The organism is Streptomyces sp. NPDC043867 (genome assembly GCF_056435845.1).
The window spans coordinates 70,401-92,648 of record NZ_JBWKDS010000001.1 but is presented as its reverse complement, the minus strand read 5'-3'; the positions used below and the strand labels follow the sequence as shown (position 1 = coordinate 92,648).

Annotated in this window: 19 protein-coding genes; 15 read left to right on the top strand and 4 right to left on the bottom strand. The window is 71.8% G+C overall.

What is annotated here, in order from left to right:
* Positions 1-124 precede the first annotated feature (124 nt).
* From AC069T_RS00575 to AC069T_RS00520, 12 genes are all read left to right on the top strand, one after another.
* On the top strand, positions 125-1,435 hold the full coding sequence (locus AC069T_RS00575; RefSeq protein ID WP_478780632.1) for a DUF6716 putative glycosyltransferase: 1,311 nt from the start codon (positions 125-127) through the stop codon (positions 1,433-1,435).
* A gap of 32 nt (positions 1,436-1,467) precedes the next feature.
* Entirely contained in the window at positions 1,468-2,778 is a 1,311-nt protein-coding gene (locus tag AC069T_RS00570) for a cytidylyltransferase domain-containing protein (RefSeq protein WP_478780631.1), read from the top strand.
* Between the two features lie 14 nt (positions 2,779-2,792).
* On the top strand, positions 2,793-3,731 hold the full coding sequence (locus AC069T_RS00565) for an N-acetylneuraminate synthase family protein (RefSeq protein ID WP_478780630.1): 939 nt from the start codon (positions 2,793-2,795) through the stop codon (positions 3,729-3,731).
* A 46-nt stretch (positions 3,732-3,777) separates the two neighbouring features.
* A complete protein-coding gene (locus AC069T_RS00560; protein WP_478780629.1) occupies positions 3,778-4,896 on the top strand; it encodes a hypothetical protein in 1,119 nt (372 codons plus the stop codon).
* A 429-nt stretch (positions 4,897-5,325) separates the two neighbouring features.
* Positions 5,326-6,558: an amidohydrolase gene (locus AC069T_RS00555; RefSeq protein ID WP_478780827.1), complete on the top strand. Its 1,233-nt coding sequence runs from the start codon at positions 5,326-5,328 to the stop codon at positions 6,556-6,558.
* Positions 6,559-6,934: 376 nt separating this feature from the next.
* Positions 6,935-7,981, top strand: a complete 1,047-nt coding sequence (locus AC069T_RS00550) for a BMP family lipoprotein (RefSeq protein WP_478780628.1) — start codon at positions 6,935-6,937, stop codon at positions 7,979-7,981.
* Between the two features lie 381 nt (positions 7,982-8,362).
* Positions 8,363-9,409: a BMP family lipoprotein gene (locus tag AC069T_RS00545; protein WP_478780627.1), complete on the top strand. Its 1,047-nt coding sequence runs from the start codon at positions 8,363-8,365 to the stop codon at positions 9,407-9,409.
* A 272-nt stretch (positions 9,410-9,681) separates the two neighbouring features.
* Entirely contained in the window at positions 9,682-11,250 is a 1,569-nt protein-coding gene (locus tag AC069T_RS00540) for an ABC transporter ATP-binding protein (protein ID WP_478780826.1), read from the top strand.
* Entirely contained in the window at positions 11,250-12,380 is a 1,131-nt protein-coding gene (locus AC069T_RS00535) for an ABC transporter permease (protein WP_478780626.1), read from the top strand. Before AC069T_RS00540 ends, AC069T_RS00535 begins: the two co-directional genes overlap by 1 nt.
* Positions 12,377-13,642 carry an ABC transporter permease gene (locus AC069T_RS00530; RefSeq protein ID WP_478780625.1) on the top strand — a complete coding sequence of 422 codons (1,266 nt, stop codon included), beginning with the start codon at positions 12,377-12,379 and terminating at the stop codon, positions 13,640-13,642. The genes AC069T_RS00535 and AC069T_RS00530 overlap by 4 nt, the downstream gene beginning before the upstream one ends.
* Complete coding sequence (locus AC069T_RS00525; protein ID WP_478780624.1) at positions 13,639-14,085, top strand: cytidine deaminase; 447 nt, start codon at positions 13,639-13,641, stop codon at positions 14,083-14,085. The genes AC069T_RS00530 and AC069T_RS00525 overlap by 4 nt, the downstream gene beginning before the upstream one ends.
* A 58-nt stretch (positions 14,086-14,143) precedes the next feature.
* Complete coding sequence (locus tag AC069T_RS00520) at positions 14,144-15,427, top strand: thymidine phosphorylase (RefSeq protein ID WP_478780623.1); 1,284 nt, start codon at positions 14,144-14,146, stop codon at positions 15,425-15,427.
* Positions 15,428-15,493: 66 nt separating this feature from the next.
* Here AC069T_RS00520 and AC069T_RS00515 read toward each other — a convergent pair whose 3' ends face one another.
* Entirely contained in the window at positions 15,494-16,414 is a 921-nt protein-coding gene (locus AC069T_RS00515; protein WP_478780622.1) for an AEC family transporter, read from the bottom strand.
* 144 nt (positions 16,415-16,558) lie between these two features.
* On the opposite strand from AC069T_RS00515, the gene AC069T_RS00510 reads away from it, so the two are divergent.
* Complete coding sequence (locus AC069T_RS00510) at positions 16,559-16,945, top strand: STAS domain-containing protein (RefSeq protein WP_478780621.1); 387 nt, start codon at positions 16,559-16,561, stop codon at positions 16,943-16,945.
* Here the strand turns inward: AC069T_RS00510 and AC069T_RS00505 are convergent.
* Entirely contained in the window at positions 16,838-17,845 is a 1,008-nt protein-coding gene (locus AC069T_RS00505) for a sigma-70 family RNA polymerase sigma factor (protein ID WP_478780620.1), read from the bottom strand. The two genes, AC069T_RS00510 and AC069T_RS00505, sit on opposite strands and share 108 nt — an antisense overlap.
* Positions 17,846-17,993: 148 nt before the next feature.
* Positions 17,994-19,313 carry an MFS transporter gene (locus AC069T_RS00500; RefSeq protein WP_478780619.1) on the bottom strand — a complete coding sequence of 440 codons (1,320 nt, stop codon included), beginning with the start codon at positions 19,311-19,313 and terminating at the stop codon, positions 17,994-17,996.
* Between the two features lie 62 nt (positions 19,314-19,375).
* Between AC069T_RS00500 and AC069T_RS00495 the strand changes: the two genes are divergently transcribed.
* Positions 19,376-20,329, top strand: a complete 954-nt coding sequence (locus AC069T_RS00495) for a LysR family transcriptional regulator (protein ID WP_478780618.1) — start codon at positions 19,376-19,378, stop codon at positions 20,327-20,329.
* A 78-nt stretch (positions 20,330-20,407) separates the two neighbouring features.
* On the opposite strand, the gene AC069T_RS00490 is transcribed toward AC069T_RS00495, so the two are convergent.
* Entirely contained in the window at positions 20,408-21,166 is a 759-nt protein-coding gene (locus AC069T_RS00490) for an alpha/beta hydrolase (RefSeq protein ID WP_478780617.1), read from the bottom strand.
* Positions 21,167-21,279: 113 nt separating this feature from the next.
* Between AC069T_RS00490 and AC069T_RS00485 the strand changes: the two genes are divergently transcribed.
* Positions 21,280-21,975: an amidohydrolase family protein gene (locus AC069T_RS00485; RefSeq protein WP_478780616.1), complete on the top strand. Its 696-nt coding sequence runs from the start codon at positions 21,280-21,282 to the stop codon at positions 21,973-21,975.
* The last annotated feature ends 273 nt before the right edge of the window (positions 21,976-22,248 follow it).

Here is a 22,248-nt window from a genome sequence, read left to right as displayed (position 1 = left end):
AGCCGTGAACCAGGCTGATTCACAAGGGAATCGGGGCCCCGATCCCCATTCGTCGATGTGCTGTTAACCCTTTGTTGCATTCGGGTTGGGCCGCACCTCTCCCTCACTTCCTAGCGTCGTCGACGTGCCAGCAAGTACCAGGAAGTCCCTGCGGGTCGCCGTCCTCGCGGATTCCGATACCCGGTGGAAATGGGGCTCGCTCACCGCGAACCGCATCTCACCGGCCGAATCGGACATCCGGCTCGACGGCTTCCTGCTGCGCGGCCGTGCCACGCCCACCGCCCGCCAGCTCGAGGAAGTCGGCGTCCGCCCCGACTCGCTCCGGGAGGTCACCGGCGTCGAGTTCCTGCGCGCCATGGGCCGGGAGACGTACGACATCGTCGTGCTCGCCCTCGTCGGCGGCGCCGTCCAGGCGATGCTGCACGGGCTCGGGCGGGCCTGGGACGGCCGGACCCGGCGGCCCGTGGTCGTCACCGGCTACGTCGGCGTCGTCTACGAGAAGCTCGCCGACGGCCTGCTGCTGCGGCACGGCGCGGACCTCGTCCTCGCCAACTCCCGCCAGGACGCGGAGCGTTTCCGCGCCGTGTACGAGGGAGTGGGCGCCGACGCCTCGTCGGTGACGGAGGTGGCGCTGCCCTTCCTCGGCGGCGCCGAGCACCACAAGCACGACCCGTACACGGTCGTCTTCGCCGCCCAGCCCTCCGTGCCGGAGAGCCGCAAGGACCGTACGTACCTGCTGGACCGCCTGATCCGGCACGCACGGCTGCACCCGGACCGGCAGGTCCTGCTGAAGCTGCGCTCCAGGCCGGGCGAACACACCACGCACATCGAGGAGCTGCCCTACCAGAAGCTGGCGGAGAAGGCCGGTCCGCCCGCCAACTTCCGCCTGGTGTACGGGCACATGGGCGAGGTCCTGGACCGCACCGACCTGCTGGTCACCGTCAGCTCCACCGCGGCCCTGGAGTCCCTGCACCGCCGCGTCCCCACCGTCGTCCTGACCGACCTCGGGATCCGCGAGGCGCTCGGCAACCACCACTTCGTGGGCTCCGGCTGCCTGGCCTCCTGGGACCAGCTCGACGCCGGGTACGAGCCGGCACCCGAGCCGGCGTGGGTGGCCCGGCAGGGCGTCGCCGTCGGGGGAGGGGCATACGAGACGGCCTTCGACCCGGCGCGCGCCCGCATCACCGAACTGCTCTCCGCCGCCCGGCTCCCGCGGCTCGCGCCCTTCTACACGCCCGTCACCGCGCCCGGTTACCTGCCCGGCATCCTCGCCCGCCACCACCTCGCCCCCGACGGCAGCCCGCTGCCCGGCGCACCCGCCGCCGACAAGGAGCCCAGCCCCGTACGGCAGATCGTGCGGCGCGCGGCCCGCGGCGCCTACCGCCACGGCGTCCAGCGCGTGGCGCCCGTCATCCGGCGGATGGGGGAGCTGTGAGCACCCCCGTCCCCTCCCAAGGAGTACAGCTGATGTCCCACCCGGAAGCGGGCCAACCGGCGCCCCTGCGCCGTGTGCTCGCGGTGATCCCCGCGCGCGGCGGCTCCAAGGGAGTCCCCGCGAAGAACCTCGCCCCGGTCGGCGGCGTGCCGCTGGTGGCGCGGGCCGTGCGCGAATGCCGCTCGGCCCGGCTCGTCACGGACGTCGTGGTCTCCACCGACGACACCGCGATCGCCGCGGCGGCCCGGTCGGCCGGCGCCGAGGTCGTCCTGCGGCCCGCCGCCATCGCCGGCGACACCGCGACCTCCGAGGCCGCCGTCCTGCACGCCATGGAGGCCCACGAGGCCCTGCACGGCAGCGCGGTCGACGTCGTCCTGCTCGTCCAGTGCACCAGCCCGTTCATCGTCCGCGAGGACATCGACGGCGTCGTCCGCGCGGTCGTCGAGAAGGGCGCGGACACGGCGCTGACCGTGGCCCCCTTCCACGGCTTCGTGTGGCGCGACGGCGACGACGAGCCCGCCGCCGCCCAGGCCCCGGCCGGCCCCGGGCGCACGGCGGCCGCGGGCGGCACGGACACCCTGCTCGCCGGCACCGCCACCAGCGGCGGTTACGGCATCAACCACGACAAGTCCTTCCGCCCGCGCCGCCAGGACCGCCCCCAGGACCTCCTGGAGACCGGCGCCGTCTACGGCATGGACGCGGCCGGCTTCCGCACCGCCGGACACCGCTTCTTCGGCCGTACGGAACTCGTCCGCACCGACCCCGCCCGGGTGCTGGAGATCGACGACCCGCACGACCTCGCCCGCGCCCGGGCCCTCGCCCCGCTCTTCGACGCGGGCCGGCCCGGCGCCCTCCCGACCGCCTCCGACATCGACGCGGTCGTCCTCGACTTCGACGGCACCCAGACCGACGACCGGGTGCTGATCGACACCGACGGACGGGAGTTCGTCTCCGTGCACCGCGGGGACGGCCTCGGTGTCGCAGCCCTGCGCCGCAGCGGCCTGTCGATGCTGATCCTGTCCACGGAACAGAACCCGGTCGTCGCCGCCCGGGCCCGGAAGCTCAAGATCCCGGTCCTGCACGGCATCGACCGGAAAGACCTCGCACTGAAGCAGTGGTGCGAGGAGCAGGGCATCGCGCCGGAGCGCGTGCTCTACGTCGGCAACGACGTCAACGACCTCCCGTGCTTCGCCCTCGTCGGCTGGCCCGTGGCGGTCGCGAGCGCCCACGACGTCGTGCGCGGCGCCGCACGCGCGGTCACCACCGTCCCCGGTGGCGACGGCGCGATCCGAGAGATCGCCAGCTGGATCCTCGGCCCTTCTCTCGACTCCCTCGACAAGTAAGGAACGTCTCCACCATGAGCTCCAACTCCCGCCTCCGCACCTTCGGTTCGAAGACCGCCGGCCCCGGCCACCCCGTCTACATCACCGGCGAGATCGGCATCAACCACAACGGTGACCTGGACAACGCCTTCAGGCTGATCGACGTGGCCGCCGAGGCCGGCTGCGACGCCGTCAAGTTCCAGAAGCGCACCCCGGAGATCTGCACCCCGCGTGACCAGTGGGACATCGAGCGCGACACCCCCTGGGGCCGCATGACCTACATCGACTACCGCCACCGCGTGGAGTTCGGCGAGGACGAGTACCGCCAGATCGACGAGCACTGCAAGAAGCGCGGCATCGACTGGTTCGCCTCCCCGTGGGACACCGAGGCCGTCGCCTTCCTGGAGAAGTTCGACGTGCCCGCCCACAAGGTCGCGTCCGCGTCGCTGACGGACGACGAGCTGCTGCGCGCCCTGCGCTCCACCGGCCGCACGGTCATCCTCTCCACCGGCATGTCGACCCCGAAGCAGATCCGGCACGCCGTCGAGGTCCTCGGCAGCGACAACATCCTGCTCTGCCACGCCACGTCGACGTACCCGGCCAAGGCCGAGGAGCTCAACCTCCGCGTCATCAACACCCTCCAGGCCGAGTACCCGAACGTCCCGATCGGCTACTCCGGCCACGAGACGGGCCTGCAGACCACGCTCGCCGCGGTGGCCCTCGGCGCCACCTTCGTCGAGCGCCACATCACCCTCGACCGCGCCATGTGGGGCTCCGACCAGGCCGCCTCCGTCGAGCCGCAGGGCCTGACCCGCCTCGTCCGCGACATCCGCACCATCGAGGCCTCCCTCGGTGACGGCGTCAAGAAGGTGTACGAGTCCGAGCTCGGCCCGATGAAGAAGCTGCGCCGGGTCTCGGGCGTCGTCGCGGAGGCGGAGATCGCCGCGGCGGCGGGCGAACCGGTCTCGGTCTGATCCCCCTCCCCACTTCCACCCTCACGGAAGCGACGGTCGTACGTCGATGAGCCCCCGCGCCGGTCTTGCCGGCACCCGCCCGAAGAAGCCGGACACCCTCGCGTTCGTCGAGAGCCCGGTGCAACTCCTCAACGTGCTGGAGTGGGCCCACACCCAGGGCCTGCGCACGCAGGAGGGCACTGCTCCGGTACCCGGCGCGGGGCTCACGCTCGTCGTCCTGTCCCCGACCGACCCGATGACCCGGGGACAGCTGCGCCGCATGGCGGAACTGGCCCGCGACGAGGGCTACGAGGTCCGGTGGGAGGAGGCGCGGGGCGGCACGACGGCCCCCTTCCACACGATCGGCGGCCTCGTCCCGCTGCTTCGCAGAGCCCGCCGGATAGTCATGGGAGACCCCTTCTCCCGTTACGTGCAGCTGCTGCTGACCATCACCGGCGCCCGCGACCTGGTGGTCGTGGACGACGGCACGGCGACCATGGAGTTCGTCGCCCAGCTCGGCCGCGGCGAGCGCCTGGTGCGCTGGCACCGGCGGGGCGGCCGGCCCGGCCCGCGCGACGTGCTGTTCGCCCCGGTGTCCGCCTCCGCCCGCCGCCGGCTGACCCCCACCGGCCACCGCTCGGTCGAGGTCTTCTCCTCCATGCCGATCGACTCGGCGCCCGACGGTGTCCGCGTCACGGCCAACGACTTCGCCTGGACCCGGGCGCGCTTCGGCCCCCCGCGCATCACCAGGAGTGCCGACCTGGTGGGCACCTCCCTCGTCGAGACCGGCGTGGTCGACCCGGACCGCTACCTGGACGCGGTCCGCTCCCTCGCCAAGGCGCACGGCGCGACGCGCTACTTCGCCCACCGGCGCGAGAGCCCCGAGAAGCTCCGCCGCCTCGCTGCCGAGACGGGCCTGGAGATCGTCCGGCCCGACCTCCCGCTCGAACTGATCGCCCGCCGGGGCCCCATCGGTCGCACCATCCTGAGCTTCCCCTCGACCGTGGTCCACACGCTGCCGCTGGCCCTGGCCGGCACCGAGGTCCGTGTCGCCGTCTGTGACATCGACCCCACCTGGCTCACCGAGAACGCCTCCCCCCGGGCCCAGGGCTTCCTCTCCGGAGTGACCGGCACGGCCAAGGACGTCCACCGCCTCTCGGCGACAGCCCACCCGAGCCCGGCGTAGACCGGCTGCCGGGGCAGTGACCGCTCGCGTTCACGCTCTGTCCGGTTCCGGTCGCGGATCTGGAGTGTGACTCGGTCTACGCCGGAGGCCGGGGAGGGGCGCGCGCGAAGTGTGGCACCGTGGAGTAAGGGAATGGGCTCGGACACCCCGGGCGTTGTTCCCTGAGTGGGACTCCGCGGGCCAAGGCCCGCGGAGCGGTTCGAGAACCGGCCGCCGGACCCGGCGGCGAGGTCGATGGAGACCGAAGGGCCTGTTCAACGGGCCTGGTTCAAGATCCAACCGCCCGGGAAAGCCGGGCGAGTTTACCCGCCCCGGCCGATACCTATGCGCCGGGCGGCCAGATTTTCTTCCCCTAACGGGTTGAAGTTTTGTTGATCGTGGGTCGGCTGGCCGCCCGATCGCCCTACCCTTCAGAGGGTGAACCAACTGATGTCCCGAGAGTCCGAGGCCGACAAGCCCGGGGAAGCAGTGCTTCCCGGCGCGCTGCCCGAGGCACTGCGCGCCGAGCTCGTGGCCTTCCGCCGCGACCTGCACATGCACCCGGAGCTCGGCAACCAGGAGTTCCGTACGACCGCGGCGGTCAAGGCCCGCCTGGAGCGGGCCGGCCTCGAGCCGCGCGTCCTCAGCGGCGGCACGGGACTCATCTGCGACATCGGTCTCGGCGAGGACGGGCGGCACGGCGCCCGCCCCATGCTCGCCCTGCGCGCCGACCTCGACGCGCTGCCCATCCCGGACACCAAGGCCGACTGCGCCTACCGGTCGACCGTCCCGGACCGCGCCCACGCCTGCGGCCACGACGTGCACACCACCGTCGTGCTCGGCGCCGGCCTGGTCCTCGCCGAGCTTCACCGCACCGGGCGGCTGCCCTGTCCCGTGCGGCTGATCTTCCAGCCCGCCGAGGAGGTCCTGCCCGGCGGCGCGCTCGACGCCATCGAGTCCGGCGCCCTGGAGGGCGTCGGACGGATCATCGCCGTGCACTGCGACCCGAAGGTGGACGCGGGGCGCATCGGCCTGCGGCACGGTCCGATCACGTCCGCGTGCGACCGGCTGGAAGTGGCACTGGACGGCGCCGGCGGCCACACCGCGCGCCCCCACCTCACCACGGACCTCGTGACGGCCGTCGCCCGCGTCGCCACCGACGTCCCGGCGGTGGTCGCCCGCCGCATCGACGCGCGCAGCGGACTCTCCGTGACCTGGGGGCGTATCGAGTCCGGCCACGCGTGCAACGTGATCCCGCAGCACGCCGAGCTGTCCGGGACCGTGCGCTGCCTGGACCTCGAGGCCTGGCGGCAGGCCCCCGACCTGCTGCACGCGGCGATCGACGAGATCGCCACCCTGCACCGGGCGAAGTCCGAGATCAACTACGTCCGCGGCGTCCCCCCGGTCGTCAACGACCCGATCGTCGCCGACCTGCTGCGGGACGCCATGACCGCCCGGCTCGGACCGCACTCCGTCGAGGACACCACGCAGAGCCTGGGCGGCGAGGACTTCTCCTGGTACCTGGAGCAGGTGCCGGGCGCCATGGCCCGCCTCGGGGTGCGCACGCCCGGCGAGCGCGGCGGCCGTGACCTGCACCAGGGCGACTTCGACGCGGACGAGTCGGCGATCAAGGTGGGCGTGGAGCTCTTCACGGCCGCCGCGCTGCTCGACGCGAAGGCGTGAGCGCCGGGCCGGTGACCGACACCGGCCGGTGAGCGGCTGACCGACGCCGGCCGGTGAGCGGCGGGCCGAAGCCGCCTCGACACGCCCGGCCCTCCCCAGTCGCGCCGCCCGCCCTCCCGCAGTACTTTGAGCACGGCTGGAAACAGCCACTCGCGCCGTCACGCAGACTTCACCCCCGCACGCAGAGCGTGGCGGCCGCGAGCGGCGTTGCATCCACAAAGCGCACCATTCGCGCCCATGGTTCACCCGGACGTAACCGGCCATCGGCACGAATGGGTAACGGCCGGGGGGAACCCCGTTCCCTCCACGGTCTACGCGCGTTAATGTGCGCCGAACTCAGCACCCACTGCGGGGCTTTGGAGAAGGGGAACTTCGGATGCGTCGTATTTCCAGCCTGACCCGTGTCGCGGTGGGGGTCGCGTCGCTCGCACTCGCGGCCACGGCCTGCGGCGGTACCAGTGACGAGGGTGACAGCGGCGAGAGCAAGGGGGACAAGGGTCTCGCCATCGCGTACGACATCGGCGGCAAGGGCGACCAGTCCTTCAACGACGCCGCGTTCGCGGGCCTGGAGAAGGCGCAGAAGGAGTTCGGCTACAAGACGGCGGACATCGAGCCCACCGACGGTGAGACGGACGCCGACAAGGAGCAGCGTCTCGCCTCGCTGGCCAAGCAGGGCTACAACCCCGTCATCGGCATCGGCTTCGCCTACGGCCCCGCGATGGAGAAGGTCGCGGCGAAGTACCCGAAGACCAGCTTCGGCATCGTGGACTCCGTGGTCGAGGGCAAGAACGTGGCGTCCCTCGTCTTCTCCGAACAGGAGGCCTCCTACCTCGCCGGTGTCGCCGCCGCGAAGGCCACCAAGACGAACACGGTCGGCTTCGTGGGCGGCGTGGACGTCCCGCTGATCCACAAGTTCGAGGCGGGCTACAAGCAGGGCGTCCAGGACACCAACCCGAAGGTCAAGGTGCTGTCCCAGTACCTCACCCAGACCGCGGAGGAGGGTGGCTTCTCCAGCCCCGACAAGGGCAAGGCAGCCGCCGAGGGCCAGATCGAGAAGAAGGCCGACGTCCTCTACGCCGCGGCCGGCCTGTCCGGCCAGGGCGTGATCGAGGCCGCCGCGAAGAACAAGGTCTGGGCGATCGGCGTCGACTCCGACCAGTACAAGCAGAAGCCGCTGGCCGCCTACAAGGACTACATCCTGACCTCCGCGCTCAAGGACGTCGGCGGTTCGGTGTACGCGCTGGCCAAGTCGGTCCACGACGACAAGCCGCTGACCGGCACGCAGACGTTCGACCTCAAGGTCGACGGCGTCGGTCTCGCCGACAGCAACCCGAAGATGGCCGAGGTCCCCGGCCTCACCGACGCCGTGGCCAAGGCCAAGGAAGGCATCACCGCGGGCACCATCAAGGTCAAGTCCGAGTAGTCGGGTGACGGGCTCCGGCCCGTCGTCGCCCGGACGGGCGAACACCCCCGAAGCGGTACGGAGCGGGGGGGGGGGGGGGGGGGGGGGGGGGTGTTTTCCTCCCCCCCCCCCCCCCCCCCCCCCCCCCCCCCCCCCCACACCGCCCCCCCCCCCCCCCCCCCCCCCCCCCCCCCCCCGCTTCCGTCTGCCCGCCCGACAGGTCACCCACCGCCACCGTCCCTTTGCGGTCGGCAAGCCTTCGGGCGGTGAACAGGTGGCATCGGGCACAGCCGCATAACAAGGTGGACAGAAGGGGTTTTCTAGAAGGTCTACGCGCGTTAATCTGCGGCGAAGCCAGCGCCGAAGACGATCCGCTGGCGCTGTAAGACAGGAGCACAACACATGCGCCGGGTTCCCCGCATCGCGCTCGCAGGCGCTGCGACCGCCTCTCTCGCCCTCGCCCTCTCCGCGTGCGGAGGCACCTCGACCTCCGGCTCCTCGGAGTCGAAGGGCGACAAGGGCCTCGCCATCGCCTACGACGTCGGCGGCAAGGGCGACCAGTCCTTCAACGACGCCGCGTTCGCCGGCCTCAAGAAGGCGCAGAGCGAGTTCGGCTACAAGACCGCCGACCTCGAGCCCACCGACGGCGAGACGGACGCGGACAAGACCCAGCGCCTGGTCTCGCTGGCCAAGCAGGGCTACAACCCGGTCATAGGCATCGGCTACGCCTACGCGCCCGCCGTCAAGGAGGCCGCGGCCAAGTACCCCGACACCACCTTCGGCATCGTCGACGACTCCACCATCGAGGCGAAGAACGTCGCGGACCTGGTCTTCTCCGAGCAGGAGGCCTCCTACCTCGCGGGCGTCGCCGCCGCGAAGGCCACCAAGACGGACACCGTCGGCTTCGTGGGCGGTGTGGACATCCCGCTGATCCACAAGTTCCAGGCCGGCTTCGAGCAGGGCGTCAAGGACACCGCTCCCAAGGTCAAGGTGCTGTCCCAGTACCTCACCCAGACCGCGGACGAGGGCGGCTTCTCCAGCCCCGACAAGGGCAAGACGGCCGCCGAGGGCCAGATCGAGAAGAAGGCGGACGTCGTCTACGCGGCGGCCGGCCTGTCCGGTCAGGGCGTCATCGAGGCCGCTTCCGCCAAGAAGGTGTGGGCGATCGGCGTCGACTCCGACCAGTACAAGCAGGAAGCCCTCGGCAAGTACAAGGGCGCCATCCTGACCTCCGCGACCAAGGACGTCGCGAAGGCGGTCTACAACCTCGCGAAGTCGGTCGAGGACGGCAAGCCCGAGACCGGTATCGTCAGGGGCGATCTGAAGTCCGGCGAGGTGGGCCTCGCCGACTCCAACCCGCAGTACAAGAGCAACACCGCTGTCCAGGACGCCGTCAAGGCAGCCAAGGAGAAGATCATCAGCGGCGAGATCAAGGTCAAGTCCAGCTGACGAGCAGGACCTCAGGAGCAGCTGTGCGGCCCCGGACGAGGTGCGAGCGGGTGCTCCACGCCCCACGCGCCTCTCCGGAGCCGCTCAGTATCCGCGGGGTTACGTCCGCTCGACGGGACACGGGGAGCCTCGCCCCCGTGTCCCGTTGCCGCGGCGCGTCGCCCCTTTCGTTGCCGTAGGGGCGCTACGCGCGTAGACGACCCCCTTTCCCCTCAGGAGAGTGCGCCATCAACGCGTCCAGCAGCCCTCCGGCCGACGCGGTCAACGGTCAGCTGACCGCTGTCGAACTCGCCGGGATCACCAAGCGCTTTCCCGGCGTCGTGGCCAACCACGACATCCACCTCAACGTCCGCAAGGGCACGGTCCACGCCCTCGTCGGTGAGAACGGTGCCGGCAAGTCGACGCTGATGAAGATCCTCTACGGCATGCAGAAGCCGGACGAGGGGACCATCGCCGTCGACGGCACGCAGGTCACCTTCTCGTCGCCCGCCGACGCCATCGCCCGCGGCATCGGCATGGTCCACCAGCACTTCATGCTCGCCGACAACCTCACGGTCCTGGAGAACGTCGTCCTGGGCAGCGAGAAGCTGTACGGCATCGGGGGCAGAGCCCGCCGCAAGATCCTGGAGCTCTCGGAGCGCTACGGCCTCGGCATCCGCCCCGACGTCCTCGTCGAGGAACTCGGCGTCGCCGACCGCCAGCGCGTGGAGATCCTCAAGGTCCTCTACCGGGGCGCCCGCATCCTCATCCTCGACGAGCCCACCGCGGTGCTCGTCCCGCAGGAGGTCGACGCGCTCTTCGCCAACCTGCGCGAGCTCAAGGCCGAGGGCCTGTCGGTCATCTTCATCTCGCACAAGCTGGGCGAGGTCCTCTCGGTCGCCGACGACATCACGGTGATCCGCCGCGGTACGACGGTGGGGACGGCCGTCCCGTCCGAGACCACCCCGCGCCAGCTCGCCGAACTGATGGTGGGCAGCGAACTGCCGACGCCGGAGACCGCGGAGTCCACGGTCACCGACCGTCCGGTCCTGTCCGTGCGGGACCTGCGCCTGGCCGCCCCCGGCGGCAAGGCGCTCCTCGACGACATCAGCTTCACCATCCACGCGGGCGAGGTCCTCGGCCTCGCCGGCGTCGAGGGCAACGGCCAGACCGAGCTCATCGAGACGCTGATCGGGCTCAAGGGCGCCGACTCCGGCACCATCACCCTGGCCGAGGAGGAGATCACCTCCTGGGCCACCCGCAGGCGCCGCGAGCAGGGCATCGGCTACATCCCCGAGGACCGCCACCGGCACGGCCTGCTCCTGGAGGCCCCCCTCTGGGAGAACCGCATCCTCGGCCACGTCACCGAGCGGCCCAACGCGAAGGGTGTCTGGCTGGACCCCAAGGGCGCCCAGGCCGACACCCGCCGGATCGTCGAGGAGTACGACGTCCGCACCCCCGGCATCGACGTGACCGCGGCCTCCCTCTCCGGCGGCAACCAGCAGAAGCTGATCGTCGGCCGCGAGATGAGCCACAAGCCGCGCTTCCTGATCGCCGCCCACCCGACCCGCGGCGTGGACGTCGGCGCGCAGGCCCAGATCTGGGACCAGATCCGCGCGGCCCGCCGGGAAGGCCTCGCCGTCCTGCTGATCTCCGCCGACCTGGACGAGCTGATCGGTCTCTCCGACACGCTCCGGGTGATCTACAACGGCAAGCTGGTCGCGGACGCCGACCCGGCGACCATCACCCCGGAGGAGCTCGGCTCGGCCATGACCGGCGCCGCCTCCGGACACCTCGAGAACGAAGAGCTCGCAGAGCAGCTCGAAGAGCAGGCAGACGCCCCCGAAGACGAGGCCCGCTGATGAAGAAGTTCGACAAGGAGCGCGTGCTCCTCGCGGTGGCCGGACCGGTCATCGCGCTCGTCGTGGCCGTGGCGCTGACCTCGGTCGTGCTGCTCGCCTCGGGGAAGAACCCGATCGAGCCGTACACGCTCATGTTCGAGCAGGCCACGTTCTCCGACATCCAGGTACTGATCCTCAACCAGGCCTCGATGTACTACATCGCGGCGCTCGCGGTGGCCATCGGCTTCCGCATGAACCTGTTCAACATCGGTGTGGACGGGCAGTACCAGCTCGCCGCCATGATGGCCGCGATCGTCGGCGCGCACGTCGCGCTGCCGGCCGCGCTGCAGATCCCGCTGCTGATCCTGACCGCCGTCCTGACCGGCGCCTTCTGGTCCGGCATCGCCGGTGTCCTCAAGGTCACCCGGGGCGTCAGCGAGGTCGTCGCGACGATCATGCTCAACGCGATCGCCACCGCCCTCATCGCCTACCTGTGGCTGCCCGACGTCTTCGGCGTCAAGGTAGGCAACAACAACACCACCGGCGAGATGCACGAGTCGGGCTGGGTGCCCGGCTTCGGCATGGGCGACGCCGGAGAGATCTACGGCATGGTGGTCCTCGCCGTGCTGCTCGGCATCGGCTACTGGATCGTCCTCAACCGCACCCGCTTCGGCTTCGACCTGCGCGCCTCGGGCGCCTCGGAGAGCGCCGCCGCGGCCAGCGGCGTGGACCCCAAGCGCATGGTGCTCACCGCCATGCTGGTCTCCGGCGGCATGGCGGGTCTCGCGGGCCTGCCGATCCTGCTCGGCGCCACGCACACGTTCAGCCTGAACTTCCCGACCGGCATCGGCTTCCTCGGTATCGGCATCGCCCTGCTCGGCCGCAACAGCCCGACGGGCATCGCCTTCGCCGCCCTGCTCTGGGCCTGGCTGGACAAGGCATCGCCCGAGCTCGACTTCCACGGGTACGACAAGGAGATCGCGGTCATCATGCAGGGCCTGATCGTGATCGCGGTCGTCGTCTCGTACGAGGCCGTGCGCGAGTGGGGTCTGCGCCGCCAGCAGCGCCGCGTCGGCGCGGAACTCGCCGCGGGCCACGTCCTCGGCGCCTCCTCTGACCACAACACCGAGAAGGAGGTGGCGGGCCGATGACCACCGCAACCGCTGTCAACCAGCCCTCGCTGCAGCCCGCGGCACCCGGCGGCCGCCGGCTGTCGCTCCCCGTCCTCCTGCTCGTCATCGCGGGCGGCCTGGCGCTGACCTCGATCGTCCGCATCATCACCGGTGCCGACGGCATCACCAACGTCAGCCAGATGTCCACCGCGCTCCAGCTCGCCGTCCCGATCGGCCTGGCCGGCCTCGGCGGTCTGTGGTCCGAGCGCGCGGGCGTCGTCAACATCGGCCTCGAGGGCATGATGATCCTCGGCACCTGGTTCGGCGCCTGGGCCGGCTACCAGTGGGGCCCGTGGACCGGCGTGCTGGTCGGCATCGCCGGCGGCGCGATCGGCGGTCTGCTGCACGCGATCGTGACGATCACCTTCAACGTCAACCACATCGTCTCCGGTGTGGCCATCAACATCCTGGCGCTCGGTGCCACCCGCTACCTCGCCCCGCTCGCCTTCGAGGGCGTCCAGGGAGGTTCGGCGAAGCAGTCCCCTCCCGTCGAGTCGCTCGGCCACTTCACCGTGCCCGGACTCTCCGACTGGCTCACCACCCTCAACGGCAAGGGCTGGTTCTTCGTCTCGGACGTCGCGGGCCTGCTCGGCGGCCTGGTCACCAACGTGTCCTGGCTGACCCTGATCGCCATCGCGCTGATCCCCGCCACCTGGTGGATCCTGTGGCGCACCGCGTTCGGCCTGCGGCTGCGCTCCTGCGGCGAGAACCCGGTCGCGGCCGAGTCGCTCGGCGTCAACGTCTACAAGTACAAGTACCTGGCCGTCATCATCTCCGGCGGTCTGGCCGGTCTCGGCGGCGTGTTCCTGTCGATCGTCGCCAACCCCTTCTACCTGGAGGGGCAGACCAGTGGCCGCGGCTACATCGGTCTCGCCGCGATGATCTTCGGCAACTGGATGCCGGGCGGCCTCGCCCTCGGCGCGGGCCTGTTCGGCTACACCGACAGCCTCAACCTGCGCGGCGGCTCCGCCAACGTCCACGCACTGCTGCTGCTCGGCGCGATCCTGCTGGTCATCGGTGCCGTATGGCTGGCGGTCCGCAAGCAGTACGTACCGGCCGTGATCACCTTCCTCGTCGGCGTCCTGGTCTTCGCCTGGTACGCCGGCACCAACGAGGTGCCGAACCAGGTCGTGTCCGCCACGCCGTACGTCATCACGCTGATCGTGCTGTCGCTGTCCGCGCAGCGGCTGCGGATGCCGAAGGCGGACGGCCTGCCCTACCGGAAGGGACAGGGCAAGTGACGTCCGCCGAGGACGCCCCCGGGACCGGCGCGGAGGCCGGGACGCCGGAACCGGCGGCCGTCGACTGGGACGCCCTGCGGGAGGTCGCCCGGGACGCCATGTCCCGTGCGTACGCCCCCTACTCGGGCTACCCCGTCGGGGTCGCGGCCCTCGTCGACGACGGCCGGACCGTCTCCGGCTGCAACGTCGAGAACGCCTCGTACGGGCTCGGCCTGTGCGCCGAGTGCGGCCTGGTCTCCGACCTCCGGAACAGCGGCGGCGGCCGGCTGACCCACTTCACGTGCGTCGACGGGCGCGGCGAGGTCCTGGTGCCGTGCGGGCGCTGCCGGCAGCTGCTCTTCGAGTTCGGCGGGCCCGGCCTGCTGCTGGAGACCCCGGCGGGCATCCTGCCGCTCTCCGAGATGCTCCCGCAGGCCTTCGGCCCGGAGCACCTCACCAAGTAACTCCTCCGCGGCCCCCCCGGACTGTCCGGAGGGGCCGCTGCTCATCGGAAGGAAAGTCATGGCCATGGACGCCATCTCCGTCATCCGCACCAAGCGGGACCGCGGTGAGTTCAGCGACGAGCAGATCGACTGGGTCATCGACGCGTACACCCGCGGCGAGGTCGCCGACTACCAGATGGCCGCCCTCAACATGGCGATCCTGCTCAACGGCATGAACCGCCGCGAGATCGCCCGCTGGACCGCCGCGATGATCGCCTCGGGCGAGCGCATGGACTTCTCCTCGCTGTCCCGCCCGACCGCCGACAAGCACTCCACCGGCGGCGTCGGCGACAAGATCACGCTGCCGCTGGCACCCCTCGTCGCGGCCTGCGGCGCGGCGGTCCCGCAGCTGTCGGGGCGCGGCCTCGGCCACACCGGCGGCACCCTCGACAAGCTGGAGTCGATCCCCGGCTGGCGGGCGCTGCTCTCCAACGAGGAGATGCTGGCCGTCCTGGACGGCGTGGGTTCGGTCATCTGCGCGGCCGGCGACGGTCTCGCCCCCGCCGACAAGAAGCTGTACGCCCTGCGCGACGTCACGGGCACCGTCGAGGCCATCCCGCTGATCGCCTCCTCGATCATGTCGAAGAAGATCGCCGAGGGCACCGGTTCGCTGGTCCTGGACGTGAAGGTCGGCACCGGCGCCTTCATGAAGACCATCGAGGACGCCCGCGAACTCGCCTCCACGATGGTCGGCCTCGGCACCGACCACGGCGTGAAGACGGTCGCGCTGCTGACCGACATGTCGACCCCGCTCGGTCTGACCGCCGGCAACGCCCTGGAGGTCCGCGAGTCGGTCGAGGTCCTGGCCGGCGGCGGCCCCGCAGACGTCGTCGAGCTCACCCTGGCGCTGGCCCGCGAGATGCTCGACGCGGCGGGCGTGAAGGACGCGGACCCGGCCAAGGCGCTCGCCGACGGCTCCGCGATGGACGCCTGGCGCCGCATGATCGCCGCGCAGGGCGGCGACCCGGACGCGCCCCTGCCGACCTCGCGCGAGCAGCACGTCGTCAAGGCCCCGTCCTCCGGTGTCCTGACCCGCCTCGACGCGTACGACATCGGCGTGGGCGCCTGGCGCCTGGGTGCCGGACGCGCCCGCAAGGAGGACCCGGTCCAGGCCGCCGCCGGTATCGAGCTGCACGCCAAGCCGGGCGACACGGTCACGGCGGGCCAGCCGCTGCTGACCCTGCACACGGACACGCCCGAGCGCTTCGCGTACGCCCTGGAGGCGGTGGAGGGCTCGTACGACATCGCCGCGGCGGGCACCGACTTCACGCCGGCCCCGATCGTGCTGGAGCGGATCGCCTGACCCGGACGTTCCCGGAAGGGGCCGGTGCCCTCGCGCACCGGCCCCCTTCTCGTGCGTGCGGACCCGTCAGCCCAGCAGCGCCGCGACCGCCACCAGCACCGGCACCGACAGGACCGTCGACAGCAGGATCGACTCGCGGGCGAGCACCTCGCCGGTCCCGTAACGGGAGGCGTAGGTGAAGAGGTTCTGCGCGGCGGGCAGCGCCGAGGTGACGACGACGTCGAGCAGTGGCGCACCGGTGAGCCCGAAGACCCCCGCGGCCAGCGCCCAGGCCACCAACGGCTGGCCCAGCGACTTCAGGGCGACGGACAGCAGCACCGGATGGCGGTCGGAACCCCGGCCGGGCAGCGTGCTGCCGCACAGCGAGATGCCGAACGCCAGCAGCACCGCGGGCACCGACATGTTCCCGATCAGCGTGAGCGGGTCGAGGACCGGACCCGGCACTCGCAGGCCGCTCGCCGACACCGCGACCCCGGCGAGGGAGCCGGCCGCGACCGGGTTGCGCAGCGGCGTGACGAGCCGCTGCCACAGCGGGCCCTTCGCGTCCCGTCCCGCCAGGTCCAGCACCGTCAGCGCGACCGGTGTCACGCCGATCAGCTGGAACAGCAGCACGGGCGCCACGAGCGACGCGTCCCCGAGGACGTACACCGCGATCGGGATGCCGAGGTTGCCCGAGTTGACGTAGCTGGAGCACAGGGCGCCGATGGTCGTCCGCCCGACGCCCCAGCGCCGCACGACACCCACCGCGACGAAGACGCCGGCGGCCACGGCCGTGCTCATCGCCGTGACCAGCAGCCGGCTGGAGAAGACCACGGACAGGTCGGCCCCGGCGAGTGTCGTGAACAGCAGCGCCGGGGAGGCCACGTGGAAGGCGAGCTTCGTCAGTACCTCGCGCCCGTTCTCACCGAGGTGGCCGCGGCGGCCGATCACATAGCCGACCGCGATGACGACGGCGATGACGCCGAAGCCCGTCAGCACCCCTCGCACGGCACCCCCCAGAGGCCGAGGAGAGCGTCGGGTATCGCAGGGGGAGTCGATTCACGGAGCACGCGCCCCACCCTCCGGGGCCGCCGGGTCCCCGGTCAACGTGATCCCTGCCGCGGGCGCGCGGCGCCGGCGGGACGGCCTTCGATGAGTTCCGCGCCCGCCGCCGGTCTACTGAAGGTGGATACCACGACACCCGCCGTCATCGCGCTGCCGGGCCCGGTCACCCGTGATCAGGTGCCCCGGCTCTGCGACCGCGTGCGCGCACAGCTGGAGGCGACCGGGACCGGGGTCGTGGTCTGCGACGTGGCGGGGCTCGGGCCGCCGGGCCTGACCACCGTCGACGCCCTGGCCAGAATGGAACTCACCGCCCGGCGGGCCGGCGGGCGGATACGGCTGCGGAACGCCGAGCCGGCGCTGCGCGCGCTACTCGGCCTGGTCGGTCTCCGCTTCGAGTCGGAGCGGCAGCCCGAACAGCGGGAACCAGCGGGCGGTGTCCAGGAAGCAGTGGAACCCGGTGATCCGCCCCTTTGAGATCTCCAGCGCCTGCACCGCCCACGGCACGAAGCCGCCCGACTCCGGGTCCGGCTTGTACTGGGCGAAGCCCGGCAGGCCGTTGACCTCGACCGGCACCAGACGCGAGCCCGCGCAGGGCGCGCCCATCGTCGTCATGAAGCCGGTGATGTCGTCCGTGCCGCGCAGCCACAGGTCGAACGGCGGCATCGTCATGATCGCGTCTTCGTGCAGCAGGGCCGTCAGCGCCGTCATGTCGTACCCCTCGAAGGCGGCGACGTAGCGCTCCAGGAGCTTCTGCTGCTCCTCGTCCAGGGGGTCGGAGGTGGCGGCCTCGGAGCCGTCGGCCGCGGTCTCGGCGAGGGTCGCGCGGGCCCGCTGGAGCGCGCTGTTGACCGAGGCGACCGTGGTGCCGAGCAGCTCGGCGACCTCGCTCGCCCGCCACGCGAGGACCTCGCGCAGGATCAGGACGGCCCGCTGCTTGGGCGGCAGCTGCTGGAGCGTGGCCATGAAGGCGAGGCGCACCGACTCCTTCGCGACCGCCGCCTCGGCCGGGTCGCTGACCGCGGGCAGTACGCGCCCGTCCGGCATCGGCTCCAGCCAGGTGTGGTCGGGACGCGGGTTCAGCGCGGCCTGGGCGAGCGGGGAGGGAGCCGTCAGATCCATGGGGCGAGCCCTTCGGTTGCCCGCGTTCAGCATGTCGAGGCAGACGTTCGTGGCGATCCGGTAGAGCCAGGAGCGCATCGAGGAGCGGCCCTCGAACTTGTCGTAGCTGCGCCAGGCGCGGACCATCGTGTCCTGCACCGCGTCCTCGGCCTCGAAGGAGGAGCCGAGCATCCGGTAGCAGTACCCGGTGAGCTCGACTCGGTGCTTCTCCAGCCGGACGTCCAGGTCCGCCGTCGTCGCCGTACCTTCACTCATCGCCAACCCACCCCTGTGGCTCTGTCCGTCGCACCTTCGCGCGCCAGCACTTCGGAAGCTACCGCAGCCCACTGACAATGGCCCGCGGAGCGGGGAAGTCGCAGGTGGGAAGGGGTGTGTGGGCGCGTCGTCCGCGGGCCCGGGACGTTCAGCAGGCCAGGGCCGGCCCCCGGCGGGCCCTGACGCGGGCCGCGTGGGAGCCGAGCACCGTGACGGACACGACGCCGAGCACCGCGAGCAGACCGATCCCCACCGTGCCGGCCCAGCCGCCCGCGTGGAAGGCGACGGCGCCGAGCGTGCTGCCCGCGCTGGAACCCACGTAGTACGCGGACTGGTAGAGCGCCGAGGCCTGGGCGCGGCCGTGCGTGGCCGTGTGGCTCACCGCGGAGGACGCGACCGCGTGCCCCGCGAAGAAGCCCGCGGTGATCAGGACCAGGCCGAGCAGGACGAGGAACAGGGAGCCGGCCAGGGACAGCAGCAGACCGGACGCGGTCGTGCCGCCCGCCAGGTACAGCGAGCCGCGCCGGCCCAGCCGGGCGACCAGCCGGCCCGCCGTGGACGCCGAGACCGTACCGACGAGGTAGACCAGGAAGACCGAGCCGACGATGCCCTGGGGGAGCGAGAACGGCGCCTCGGTGAGGCGGTAGCCGATGACCGTGTAGACCCCGCCGAAGACCGTCATGAACAGCGCGCCGATCGCGTACAGCCGGCGCAGCAGCGGGTTCGCGAGGTGGCCGCGGACCGTGCGGGCCAGGACGCGGGGCCGCAGGGATCCCGGAGTGAAGTGCCGCGGGGCCGGGAGCAGCAGCCGGAAGGCGACCGCGCAGGCCACCGCGAGCAGGCCGATCACGCCGACGGCGACCCGCCAGCCCCACTCCTGCGCGACCCAGCCGGTGATGACCCGGCCGCTCATCCCGCCGACGCTGTTGCCCGCCACGAACAGACCGATCGCGGTGATCAGCGCCTTGGGCCGGACCTCCTCGGCCAGATACGCGGTCGCCGACGCGGGCAGCCCCGCCAGCGCCGCGCCCTGCACGGCCCGCAGTGCCACCAGCGCGCCGAGCGAGGGCGCGAGGGGGACCAGCAGACCGACGGACACGGCGACCGCCAGGGACGCCGTCATCATCGTCCGCCGCCCGAACCGCTCCGACAGCGCGCTCATCGGCAGCACGAACAGCGCCAGCGCACCGGTCGCGGCCGACACCGTCCAGCTCGCCTCGCTCGCGCTGACGCCGAAGTCGCCGGAGACGAGCGGGAGGAGGGCCTGCGTCGAGTAGAGGAGCGCGAAGGTCGCGACACCGGCGAGGAAGAGAGCGAGGCTCATCCGGCGGTAGCCGGGGCCGCCGGGGGCCATGCGAGCGTCGGGGGCCGTGCGGGAATCGGGTGCGGCGGTCGCGGGTGCGTCGGGAGCGGGGACGGACGGGACGGCGCCCACGGGGGTGGACGCCTCGGTACTGGCGGAAGGCATGCTCCGAAACTAGGCAGCCCGCATTCATCCGTCCAATGCACGGAAACCCCATAATCGTTCCCATGGTGCATCAGCAGAGGTCAGGGGCTCACCTGTCACCGTCCAGTGACACAGAAGACATCGTGGCGGTGCTCGCCCCGCGGCTCGCGTACTTCGCCGGGGTCGCCCGCACCGAGCACGTGACGCGGGCCGCCCAGGAGATGCAGGTGCCGCAGTCGACGCTGTCGCGGGCGATGGTCCGCCTGGAACAGGACCTCGGGGTGGAGCTGTTCGCCCGCCGCGGCCGGACGGTCTCGCTCACCCCGGCCGGCCGTACGTTCCTCGGCTCCGTCGAACGCGCCCTCGCCGAGATCGAGCGCGCCGCCGACGAGGTGCGCGCCGACGCCGACCCCGCCACCGGCAAGGTGGCCTTCGGGTTCCTGCACACCATGGGCTCCGAGACGGTGCCAGGACTCATCCGCGCCTTCCGCGCCGACCACCCGCGCGTCCGCTTCAGCCTCGTCCAGAACTACGGCGAGGCGATGATCGAGCGGCTGCGCTCCGGTGAGCTGGACCTGTGCCTGACGTCGCCGGTGCCGGACGCGCCCGACCTCGTCAGCCGCCGCCTCGACGAGCAGAAGCTGCGGCTCGTGGTGCCCGCCGACCACGCGCTGGCCGCCCGCAGGCGGATCCGTCTCGCCGAGGCGGCCGACGAGACCTTCGTGACCCTCGAATCCGGCTACGGGCTGCGCCGCATCACCGACGACCTCTGCCGGCAGGCGGGGTTCAGGCCGCGTATCGCTTTCGAGGGCGAGGAGGCCGAGACGCTGCGCGGGCTGGTGGCGGCGGGCCTCGGAGTCGCCCTGCTGCCGCCACCGGCCGTGCCCCGCCCGGGAGTTGTCGAACTGACCGTCACCGCGCCGCGCGCGGCCCGCGAGATCGGCGTCGCCTGGCTCGACGGCCACCCGGACACGCCGCCCGTCGCGGCCTTCAAGAAGTTCCTGCTGTCCCGCCGCGGGCACCTCCTGCCGGACTGACGACCCCGCCCGCAGCGCGGCCGCGTGGTCGTACGGGACGCGGCACAGGCGGCCCGCGAACGCCCGCTCCCGGGACCCCTACCGGCGCAGGGACCGGCCGAACCCGGCGGCCAGCGGCATCCGCAGGCCCAGCGGCGGCGGCGCGGCGAACGCGTCCCGCACCGGGCGGGAGAAGCCCCGCGCGAACAGCGCGCCCATGACGAAGTCCTCCGCGAGCGCGCGGACTTCGCTCCGGTGCTGGTGCAGCGAGTGTCCGTCCGAGTGGACCTCGAAGCGGCAGATGTCGCGGTGGGCCTTCTTCGCGCGCGCCGCGAGCCGGAACGACAGCTCCGGGTCCGTGCGTTCGTCGTTCGTGCCGTGCACGATCAGGACCTGCCGGCCGGCCAGGTGCTTCACCGGTTCGGGCGGCGCGGCCACGTCCTCCTCCGGCAGCCAAGGGGCTATCGCCAGCACGGAGTTGACGGCCGGGTGCCCGGCCGCGCGCAGCGCCGCGCGGGCGCCCATGTCCACTCCGGCGAGGCAGACGGGGACGTCGCCGTAGCGGCGTACGACCTCGTCGGCCGCCCAGGACGCGTCGTGCGCCAGGTGCGCCTCGGTGCCGTTCCAGCCGCGGTAGCGGTAGTGCACCACGTGCGTGGCCAGGCCCTCGGTGCGTGCCGCCTGCGTGAGGCGGCGCCCCAGCGCCCGTACGGTCGCCGCCGCCAGGGGGGACGGCTTCCGGTCGGAGGTCTCGTCGCCGCCGGGGAGCAGCAGCACCACCCCGCCCACCGCCGTCGGTTCCGGGCCGAGCGCCCGCCCCAGCCGGGCCCTGCGAACCGGCGTCGCTTGCTGTGCCATGACAGAACAGTGTCAGAAGCAAGGGTGTACGCCATCCGTCCAGGGGGTCACCGTTGGGTATCGACGGATCGTCGCGCCGAGAGATCTACGCGCGTAGGCATTAGAGTGCGGAAATGACGAGCCAGCACCCGAACACCCCGAGCTCGGAGCAGATCCGCCGGGCGCCCAAGGTCCTGCTGCACGACCACCTCGACGGGGGCCTGCGCCCCGGCACGATCGTCGACCTGGCCCGGGAGACGGGCTACGCCGGTCTCCCCGAGTCCGACCCCGGCAAACTCGGCAACTGGTTCCGCGAGGCCGCCGACTCCGGGTCCCTGGAGCGGTACCTGGAGACCTTCGCGCACACCTGCGCCGTCATGCAGACCCGTGAGGCGCTGGTCCGGATCGCCGCCGAGTGCGCCGAGGACCTCGCCGAGGACGGTGTCGTCTACGCCGAGGTCCGGTACGCGCCCGAACAGCACCTGGAGGCCGGGCTCACCCTCGAAGAGGTCGTCGAGGCCGTGAACGAGGGCTTCCGGGAGGGTGAGAAGCGGGCCCGGGAGAACGGGCACCGGATCCGGGTGGGCGCCCTGCTGACCGCCATGCGGCACGCGGCCCGCGCCCTGGAGATCGCCGAACTGGCCAACCGCTACCGCGACCTGGGCGTCGTCGGCTTCGACATCGCCGGCGCGGAGGCCGGGTTCCCGCCCACCCGGCACCTCGACGCGTTCGAGTACCTCAAGCGCGAGAACAACCACGAGAACATCCAACAGGGCCCCTATGGGGGTCCTTTTCGTTGTTTCCGCAGGTCAGAAGCCTGTTACGCCTAGCTCTGACTCTCAGCACGTCTACGCGTTGACCCCGGTTGAAACTGGTCTCTACTGGGTGTCGTGCTGGCTGCGTGCTGGCAGTCATGACGGTCCCTGAAGGCCCTCGGGCGTAGTACCCCCGGCGAGCCTTGTGCTACCTTCCCCACGTCACAGCAAGCAACTAACCCCCAGAGGGGTTCACCGGGCGGCTACCCGGTGCCTCTGAGGGTCAGTGCCCGCCCGGCGGCTACCGGACGGGGAACACCTAGAGAAGTGGGTCTCTAAGTGCAGGTC

Coding starts and splice junctions, on each gene's coding strand:
- AC069T_RS00505 (WP_478780620.1), bottom strand. CDS start 17,845: ATGAGTGAAGGTACGGCGACGACGGCGGACCTGGACGTCCGGCTGGAG.
- AC069T_RS00570 (WP_478780631.1), top strand. CDS start 1,468: ATGTCCCACCCGGAAGCGGGCCAACCGGCGCCCCTGCGCCGTGTGCTC.
- AC069T_RS00490 (WP_478780617.1), bottom strand. CDS start 21,166: ATGGCACAGCAAGCGACGCCGGTTCGCAGGGCCCGGCTGGGGCGGGCG.
- AC069T_RS00535 (WP_478780626.1), top strand. CDS start 11,250: ATGAAGAAGTTCGACAAGGAGCGCGTGCTCCTCGCGGTGGCCGGACCG.
- AC069T_RS00530 (WP_478780625.1), top strand. CDS start 12,377: ATGACCACCGCAACCGCTGTCAACCAGCCCTCGCTGCAGCCCGCGGCA.
- AC069T_RS00485 (WP_478780616.1), top strand. CDS start 21,280: ATGACGAGCCAGCACCCGAACACCCCGAGCTCGGAGCAGATCCGCCGG.
- AC069T_RS00495 (WP_478780618.1), top strand. CDS start 19,376: ATGGTGCATCAGCAGAGGTCAGGGGCTCACCTGTCACCGTCCAGTGAC.
- AC069T_RS00560 (WP_478780629.1), top strand. CDS start 3,778: ATGAGCCCCCGCGCCGGTCTTGCCGGCACCCGCCCGAAGAAGCCGGAC.
- AC069T_RS00500 (WP_478780619.1), bottom strand. CDS start 19,313: ATGCCTTCCGCCAGTACCGAGGCGTCCACCCCCGTGGGCGCCGTCCCG.
- AC069T_RS00510 (WP_478780621.1), top strand. CDS start 16,559: ATGAGTTCCGCGCCCGCCGCCGGTCTACTGAAGGTGGATACCACGACA.
- AC069T_RS00520 (WP_478780623.1), top strand. CDS start 14,144: ATGGCCATGGACGCCATCTCCGTCATCCGCACCAAGCGGGACCGCGGT.
- AC069T_RS00555 (WP_478780827.1), top strand. CDS start 5,326: ATGTCCCGAGAGTCCGAGGCCGACAAGCCCGGGGAAGCAGTGCTTCCC.
- AC069T_RS00565 (WP_478780630.1), top strand. CDS start 2,793: ATGAGCTCCAACTCCCGCCTCCGCACCTTCGGTTCGAAGACCGCCGGC.
- AC069T_RS00550 (WP_478780628.1), top strand. CDS start 6,935: ATGCGTCGTATTTCCAGCCTGACCCGTGTCGCGGTGGGGGTCGCGTCG.
- AC069T_RS00545 (WP_478780627.1), top strand. CDS start 8,363: ATGCGCCGGGTTCCCCGCATCGCGCTCGCAGGCGCTGCGACCGCCTCT.